At 46.3% G+C, this 7,719-nt stretch carries 7 protein-coding genes; 4 read left to right on the top strand and 3 right to left on the bottom strand.

Annotated elements, in window-relative coordinates:
• Window positions 1-550 precede the first annotated feature (550 nt).
• From AC1DPK_RS13600 to AC1DPK_RS13590, 3 genes are all read left to right on the top strand, one after another.
• Complete coding sequence (locus AC1DPK_RS13600; protein ID WP_477510638.1) at window positions 551-1,738, top strand: M20 family metallopeptidase; 1,188 nt, start codon at window positions 551-553, stop codon at window positions 1,736-1,738.
• Window positions 1,739-1,785: 47 nt separating this feature from the next.
• Window positions 1,786-2,544 carry a threonine/serine exporter family protein gene (locus AC1DPK_RS13595; protein ID WP_441885909.1) on the top strand — a complete coding sequence of 253 codons (759 nt, stop codon included), beginning with the start codon at window positions 1,786-1,788 and terminating at the stop codon, window positions 2,542-2,544.
• A gap of 120 nt (window positions 2,545-2,664) precedes the next feature.
• On the top strand, window positions 2,665-3,096 hold the full coding sequence (locus tag AC1DPK_RS13590) for a threonine/serine exporter family protein (protein ID WP_477510637.1): 432 nt from the start codon (window positions 2,665-2,667) through the stop codon (window positions 3,094-3,096).
• A 6-nt stretch (window positions 3,097-3,102) separates the two neighbouring features.
• Here the strand turns inward: AC1DPK_RS13590 and AC1DPK_RS13585 are convergent, their stop codons facing one another.
• A complete protein-coding gene (locus AC1DPK_RS13585) occupies window positions 3,103-3,954 on the bottom strand; it encodes a lipoate--protein ligase family protein (RefSeq protein ID WP_477510636.1) in 852 nt (283 codons plus the stop codon).
• A gap of 174 nt (window positions 3,955-4,128) precedes the next feature.
• Here AC1DPK_RS13585 and AC1DPK_RS13580 point away from each other — a divergent pair, with 174 nt between their 5' ends.
• Window positions 4,129-4,995, top strand: a complete 867-nt coding sequence (locus AC1DPK_RS13580; RefSeq protein WP_339204013.1) for an AraC family transcriptional regulator — start codon at window positions 4,129-4,131, stop codon at window positions 4,993-4,995.
• 103 nt (window positions 4,996-5,098) lie between these two features.
• Here AC1DPK_RS13580 and AC1DPK_RS13575 read toward each other — a convergent pair whose 3' ends face one another.
• Window positions 5,099-5,821: a response regulator transcription factor gene (locus tag AC1DPK_RS13575; RefSeq protein WP_076270199.1), complete on the bottom strand. Its 723-nt coding sequence runs from the start codon at window positions 5,819-5,821 to the stop codon at window positions 5,099-5,101.
• A gap of 109 nt (window positions 5,822-5,930) precedes the next feature.
• A complete protein-coding gene (gene pnpS, locus AC1DPK_RS13570; protein WP_076270200.1) occupies window positions 5,931-7,706 on the bottom strand; it encodes a two-component system histidine kinase PnpS in 1,776 nt (591 codons plus the stop codon).
• Window positions 7,707-7,719 lie beyond the last annotated feature (13 nt).

Here is a 7,719-nt window from a genome sequence, read left to right as displayed (position 1 = left end):
CGTGCTAACAGCAGACTTTCCGCTGTTGGCAGCACGCCTGACGGGCTCCATAAGAACCTATAGGTTCTTACAGGCACATAGCTAGGTTACTTTGGAGGTTGTAAGAACACATACGTGCTAACAGCAGACTTTCCGCTGTTGGCAGCCGACCTGACGGGCTCCATAAGAACCTATAGGTTCTTACAGACGCTCAGCTAGGTTACTTCGGAGGCTGTAAGAACACATACGTGCTAACAGCAGACTTTCCGCTGCTGGCAGCACACCTGACGGGCTCCGTAAGAACCTATAGGTTCTTACAGGCACATAKYTAGGTTACTTTGGAGGTTGTAAGAACACATACGTGCTAACAGCAGACTTTCCGCTGCTGGCAGCACGCCTGACGGGCTCCATAAGAACCTATAGGTTCTTACAGGCACATATTTAGGTTACTTTGGAGGTTGTAAGAACACATACGTGCTAACAGCAGACTTTCCGCTGTTGGCAGCCGACCTATTCCGAACATAGAGCCGAGTTCATAGGTTTCACTTCAATTCAGGAGGTTCATATCATCATGACTAATAAAAAACTTATATTTAATGAAATTGATCTATATGCGGACGCTTTTCGCACGGTATCACGATCGGTGGGCAGCCGGCCAGAGCTTGGACATGAGGAGTTTTTTGCTTCTGAGCTGCTCTGTACGGAGCTTGCAAAATACGGGTTTGAGGTTGAACGTGGTATTTTAGGCATTGAAACATCTTTTATTGGTGTTTATGATACAGGAAGCCCTGGCCCGACAGTTGGCTTCTTATGCGAGTATGATGCTCTGCCAGAAATCGGACATGCTTGTGGACATCATCTCATCTGCTCTATGAGCATGGCAGCAGCTGTCGGACTTAAAGCGGCTTTGATAAACAGCGGCATTGGCGGAAAAATTCGCATCTATGGTACGCCAGCTGAGGAAACACGCGGAGCGAAAGTACCAATGGCAGAGGCAGGTTTATTCGATGACTGCGACTTCGCTTTAATGGCGCATCCATACTATACGTTTGAACGTTCAGGCGAATCACTAGCGCTGGATGCCGTGCAGTTTGAATTTCATGGTCTAGCCGCGCATGCAGCTGCAAGTCCATATGAAGGAATTAATGCGCTGGATGCTGTTCTTCAGCTATTCAATAGTGTTAATGCGCTGCGCCAACAAACACGCAGCGATGCGCGCATTCATGGTATTATTGACAACGGCGGCAAGGCGCCGAACATTATTCCTGATTATGCATCGGCCAAATTTTATGTCCGCTCGGCTTCACGCACTTATACAAACGAGCTCACTGCGAAAGTGCTGCGCTGTGCAGATGGGGCCGCATTGCAGACGGGCTGCACCGTTACAACAAATCATTTCGAATACTCTTATGACGATCTGCTTACTAATGAAGCATTGTCCGAGCAGTTCAATACGAATCTGATCAAGGCAGGCATTCGCCCTGAGGATATGGAAATCGGCAAGGATCATGGCTCGCTTGATTTAGGCAACGTCTCCGTTCGCTGTCCAGCTATTCATCCTTACGTCAAGGTGGTACAAGATCGTTTGCTGCTTCATACGGAGGCGTTTCGTGATGCGGCAATGACCGAATATGCGCTGGACGGCATGTTATTTGGTGCCAAAATGCTAGCTGCAACCGCATACGACGTATTTGCCGATCCTGCGCTGCTCGCACGAATTCGCGCTGAATTCGAGCATCAAACCAAAAGCAGCAAATAAGAACAGGATAAAGAACAACTTCGCTCGGAATGGGGAGGCAGGCCGCAATGGATAAAAGCATCATCAATAGCCACGAAATTACACAAATTTGTTTATTGGCCGGCAAAATCATTTTGCAAAACGGCGGCGAAACCTATCGTGTCGAAGATACGATGTCCCGAATTGCAGCTGCTTACGGCATAGAGAACTCCCATAGCTTCGTCACGCCGACCGGTATTATATTTGCCATTGACGGTTCATCCCAGATGACGAAGCTCATTCGTATTTCCGAGCGTTCGACGAATTTGCTTAAGGTATCCTTAGTCAACGATATTTCCAGAAAAATTAGCACCGGCACGCTGGCTGCTGGCGATGCACACCGACTTTTACAAGAAATAGACTCTAACGCTTTCGTTTATCCGGTTTGGATGAAAATCATAGCTGCTGCTATAGCGAGCGGCTGTTTTCTTATCATGTTCCAAGGCAGCTGGCGCGACTTCATCCCTGTTGTGCTCATCAGCGGCATTAGCTTCGGTTTTTCAGTTAAACTGCATCGAATCGTGCCGATCAAATTTTTCTCCGAGTTTATTACGGCTTTGCTGATCGGCACCTTGTCCGTGCTGTTTGTACATAAAGGATATGGATTTGACCTCGATAAAATTATTATCGGTTCTGTTATGCCTCTTGTGCCCGGCTTGCATATTACAGCAGCAGTCAGAGACCTGATGGCTGGCCACCTTGTATCAGGGCTTTCGAAGGGAGCAGAAGCTTTTCTCACAGCATTCGCTGTGGGTGCGGGAATCGCCGCGGTGCTCTCGTTTTATTAATCAAGCAAAAACGCCTTCGGCGTACTTTAGACGCTGAAGTAGCTTTGACGGTGAAATATAAGATAAGTAATAGAAAATGATATACTTTCTTATATTTCGCAAATTCGGAGGTGTATTACGTTGTCGATAATAGAACAGCTAGTCACTAGCTTTATAGCTTCAGCAGCCTTCGGCCTCATCTTCAACGTACCGAAGCGAACGCTTGTGCACTGCGGCGTTGTTGGCATGATAGGCTGGTTCATTTATATTTCCTGCACAGAGCTGTCGCTGGATACCATTCCTGCGACGCTAATTGCTGCTTTTATCGTAACCGTAGTGAGCCAGCTATTCTCAAAGCTATACAAAACGCCCATCATCGTCTTCAGCGTATCCGGCATTATTCCTTTAGTTCCCGGCGGACTCGCCTACGATGCTATGAGAAACGTCGTGGAAGACAATTATGACATTGCCGTGCAGCTAGCCGTAAAAGCATTCATGCTCTCAGGAGCCATTGCAATTGGTCTTATTTTCTCAGAGGTCGTCAATCAGCTCATCCGTAAAACGGAACGTTAGCGTAATTTATTGAGTTGGGATCGCATACCTGGAACGCAATAATTTGGCCATTTCCATGATTTGTTCTTTTGTCGGCATTACAAGCTTCGACTCTGCTTCTCTCATACCCGCTTCCGTCTGCTGCGAAGCTATGACTTGTTTGACCGCTTTGACAAAAGCTTCTCCGGCTCCTGTGCCAAGCGGTGTCAATTGCTCCAAACTAGCCGTGCTTTCAGCAGCCACAAGCGGATAATCGTTTTCGTTTTCCCCCTGTGCAGCTTTATCATAGAAGGATCGAACGAAGCTGGCCCGCTCCTGGCCAGATCCATCCGCTACAATAAAGGCTTGTACAATAAAGGCATGCGTCTGCCGACGCTGTGCGATGCCGCAAAATTTATACCCGCCAATGCTCAAATCAAATTCGCCAGGACAATAAGCACCTTTGATTTCCCCTTTATCTACTTGGCAGCCCGTCTCCTGTAATGCATGACGAATCAACCCATACATTTTTTCAAAATCATCATGAAAATGAAAGGAGTCCAACGCTTTTTTCGGCATGATCAGCGATATATTAATGACCCCCAAATCAAGCGGTACCGCAGCTCCTCCCGAATTGCGCACAGCAGTAGACCAGCCTTCCGATTGAAGAGCCCTTTCAGCGTCGGCAGCGCCTGGCAATCGGCTGTCGCGCAGCCCCATAACAAATGCTCTTGGGTGACGCCAAATATGGCAAATGGCTGGACCTCCCTGCCCTGTTTTTCTGCAAAGCAGCTCATCCAGCGCAAAGGGATATAACACATCTAATTCATCCAGCTCATTCATGCGGTCGAGCAGCAGCACATTTTCCAAACCATAATCCCTTATCGAATCCCGTTCCATATGTCGTCCAGCCCTCTCTGTTAATCCCTTACTCCGTATACTTGCTAAGTTATATCTATTTTAACGATAAATGAGCAATCGCGCATCATTTATACCGCTCCCTTATTGCTAATGGTGAAAGCATTCAATACAATAAGGATATTGTCATGCAGCGCCAAGGGGGTAACATTAGATTTGGAAGCAATAAATGAAAAAGTCGCATACGAAAACCCATTGCTGTCGCTGCGCGTTTTTCGCCCCATTCGCAGTCTGGACGGTTATACAAACTGGCATTATCATAAACAGGTTGAGCTGCTGCTCATTCTTGAGGGTGAGCTGGACGTTTACGTCGATGAAGAAAGCTTTCACCTGACTTCTGGCGACATCGTGCTTATCGGAGCTTCGGAGCTGCACTCCGATCGCAGCCATAACTTGCTCGATTATATTGTGCTTCAATTCGATCTGGAACCGTTTTTTGATCAAAGCACGATTCCCTATATGCGGTACTTCTCAGAAACCCAAACACCGCTCAGTAAAGCGAATTATATTTTCCAAGAAAACAACACGGCAAAGCAGCAAGCTGTCTCCTACATTCATCAGCTATTGCACGAGACGACTCATAAGGAAACTGGCTACGAGCTGGCAGTCAGCGTTTTAGTCAAGCAAATATTGCTGCTTTTGCTCCGCAACGACAGCCGCAAAGTGTTGATTGAGCAAGATAACTTTGAGCGCATTCGTCTGAAACCGGTGCTCGATTATATCGAAAATCATCTGACGGATCGTATCCAAGTTGAAGAGGTTTGCAAGATCGCCAATATGAGCTATTATTACTTCGTAAAATATTTCAAAAAAACGATCGGGCTTTCCTTTACGGAATATGTGAATTATCGCAAGGTGAAGTGGGCAGAACGAATATTGCTGACGAAGGATTTGAGCATTTCGGAGGTTGGCGAGCGAATCGGGATGCCGAATATGGCACATTTTTATAAAATGTTTAAAAAATACAACGACTGCTCGCCTAAGCAATTCCAGCGTAAGATGCTTGTGCTTAACCGGCAATAGTCTGCTTATCAACCAAAAATGCCTTCAGCGTCCTTTGGATGCTGAAGCAACTTTGACGGAGAAATATAAGATAAGTATAAATATTAGAAAAAGCTCGTCCACCCTATAATTTCGGGGTAACGAGCTTTTTTGGCATAACGAGTTTATAACCTACACCACGGATCGATTCGATTTGTACAGATTGCTGACCAAGCTCCAGCTTCTTCCGCAATGAGCTCACATGAACATCAACCGTACGTTGGCCGCCGATATAATCGAAGCCCCACACGACATTCATAAGATCATCCCGCGTAATTACCATGCCTGGACGCTGTACTAAATAAAGCAGAACCTCGAACTCCTTCGGTCTAAGCGGAATCGTATCGCCGTTTAAGATGACCTCATACTTCTCGGGATAGATGGACAAATCACCAGCTGTGATGACTTTCTCTGAAGACTCGATCGGCTTGCTATCATCAAGCTGTGTCCGACGAAGCACCGCGGATACGCGTGCTAGAAGTTCAGCCACGCCAAACGGCTTCGTAATATAATCATCAGCACCATGCTTCAGTCCTTGCACAACCTCTTCTTCCGCATTGCGAGCTGTTAAAATAATGACCGGTGTTCTTACGCCATTTTGACGAAGACGGTTTAATATTTCAAAGCCGTTCATGCCAGGAAGCATGATATCTAAGATGACCAAATCGAAATTACGCTGCAAAGCCGTCTGCAAGCCTTCCCCGCCATGATCGATAACGGTCGTTTCATAGCCCTCTTGGGTCAAATTGTACGACAGAAGCCTTGCTAATGTCGGTTCATCTTCAATGACGAGCACTTTATGCGACATGTTACCTCCAACCTGGCGAATGGCGGCGCCAAAGACGCCGCATCCGCATATTTAGAACGTTTAGCTTTAGTTTATCACGGATTCATGAAGAATAGGTAAATCTTTTTTTCTATTGCAGTACAGGCAGCTCGATCGTGAATGTAGATCCTACACCAACGTCACTTGTTACTGTAATGGTACCTTTATGCAGCTCAACGAGATGCTTAACGATCGATAATCCAAGCCCCGTACCGCCTGAGCTGCGCGAACGTGCTTTGTCAACGCGATAAAACCGTTCAAATATACGCGGCAAATCCTTTTTCGGAATACCGATGCCGGAATCGCTAATTTGAATGCGAATATGATCATCGCCCAAACCTTCAACCTTTAAGGATACTCTGCCCCCTTCAGGCGTATAGTTAATCCCGTTTGATAACAAATTCATAATGATTTGACGCAAACGATCCTCATCGGCTTCAACATAAAGACCCGGCTCGATGTTCATGCTGAGCTCAATTCTTTTGCGAACCGCTTCTGATTCCATCAGCTTAATCGATTTGTGAACGAACGTATCCACTTCTACAGGCGAGAACACAAGCGGCACTCGCCGTGACTCGATTTTGGACAGCTCCAATATATCTCCGATCAATCGGTTAAGCCGATCTGACTCATCAAATATAATTTGCAAGAAAGAACGTGCTGTTTCCTCATCGTTAACCGCGCCGCCAAGCAGCGTCTCAGCAAAACCCTTTACTGCGGTAATCGGCGTCTTCAGCTCATGGGAGACGTTTGCGACAAATTCACTGCGCATCCTCTCCAGTCTGCGAATAGCGGAAACGTCCTGCAATACAAGCAGTACTCCAGAGAAATCATTCCCCTCCGGATGAATCGGCACGAGATTAAGCTCCAGCAGCCTCTCCTCTGGAAAATAAAACGTAATTTCCTCACGCAGATGCTGTTTGCTTTTAAGACCCTCTTGAATCATTTGCGACAGCTCGTATTGCTGCTTCGCTTCCGCATAATGACGGCCAACGAGCTCACGAGCGGAGAAGCCGAGCACTTCCTCTGCACGTCTGTTCATCAAGACGATTTTTCCATTCAGGTCGATCATGACGATTCCGTTAATCATATTATCAAGAACACTCTCAAGCTGATTCTCATTTTGCTGGATACGCGTCATTTGAACTTGCAAGCTGTCTGCCATCGCATTAATAGCATTTCCAAGCTCACCAATTTCATCTTGCTTCATCACTTTTACTCTTGCCAAATAATCCATATTTTTGATGCGTTTAGCAACCTTCGTAATTTGCTCCAGCGGCCTTGTCAGACCAAGTGCAAGGCGGTAGCTAATAAAAGCTGCAATAAGGAAAAGTACAAGCAAGCCTAAGAACAGCATCATCGTCAATTGACGTATGCTTTCATCAACTTCCTTCAAACTCATCGCAAGGCGAATCACATCAGGCGCTTGACCCGGCACCACCGTTACAGGTATAGCGACATACATCATATTTTGTCTAACCGTTTCACTAGCCCGAATCGATCTTCCTGTTCCTGTAGCCAATGCTTCCTTAACTTCGGTACGGTTTAGATGATTGTCCATATCCCGAGGATCTCCATTTGAATCACCTAACACCACACCATCATTGCGAATAAAGGTTACTCGAGCACCCGCATAACGCTGGAGCTCCTTTGCCTCATCTGTATAATAGTCATATAAGGAGGAAATTTCACCTGATTTCCAATTCATTTTTGCCGAGATGATCTGCATCTCACGAACCATATTGTCTTCAAGCGCGTTGATATGGTTTTCCTTGAACGTTTTGACCATAAATAATCCTGCTGCACTGACCGATAATGCGATCATCGCAATCATGATGAGCGTCAGCCTAGTGCGGAAGCTGTTCATTAACATTCACTCC

Source organism: Paenibacillus sp. 01T424 (assembly GCF_056398745.1).
This window is presented reverse-complemented; position numbering and strand designations above follow the sequence as displayed.

Excerpts from the sequence above, each read along its gene's own strand:
- AC1DPK_RS13600 (WP_477510638.1), top strand. The coding sequence starts at position 551 with ATGACTAATAAAAAACTTATATTTAATGAAATTGATCTATATGCGGAC.
- AC1DPK_RS13595 (WP_441885909.1), top strand. The coding sequence starts at position 1,786 with ATGGATAAAAGCATCATCAATAGCCACGAAATTACACAAATTTGTTTA.
- AC1DPK_RS13585 (WP_477510636.1), bottom strand. The coding sequence starts at position 3,954 with ATGGAACGGGATTCGATAAGGGATTATGGTTTGGAAAATGTGCTGCTG.
- AC1DPK_RS13575 (WP_076270199.1), bottom strand. The coding sequence starts at position 5,821 with ATGTCGCATAAAGTGCTCGTCATTGAAGATGAACCGACATTAGCAAGG.
- pnpS (WP_076270200.1), bottom strand. The coding sequence starts at position 7,706 with ATGAACAGCTTCCGCACTAGGCTGACGCTCATCATGATTGCGATGATC.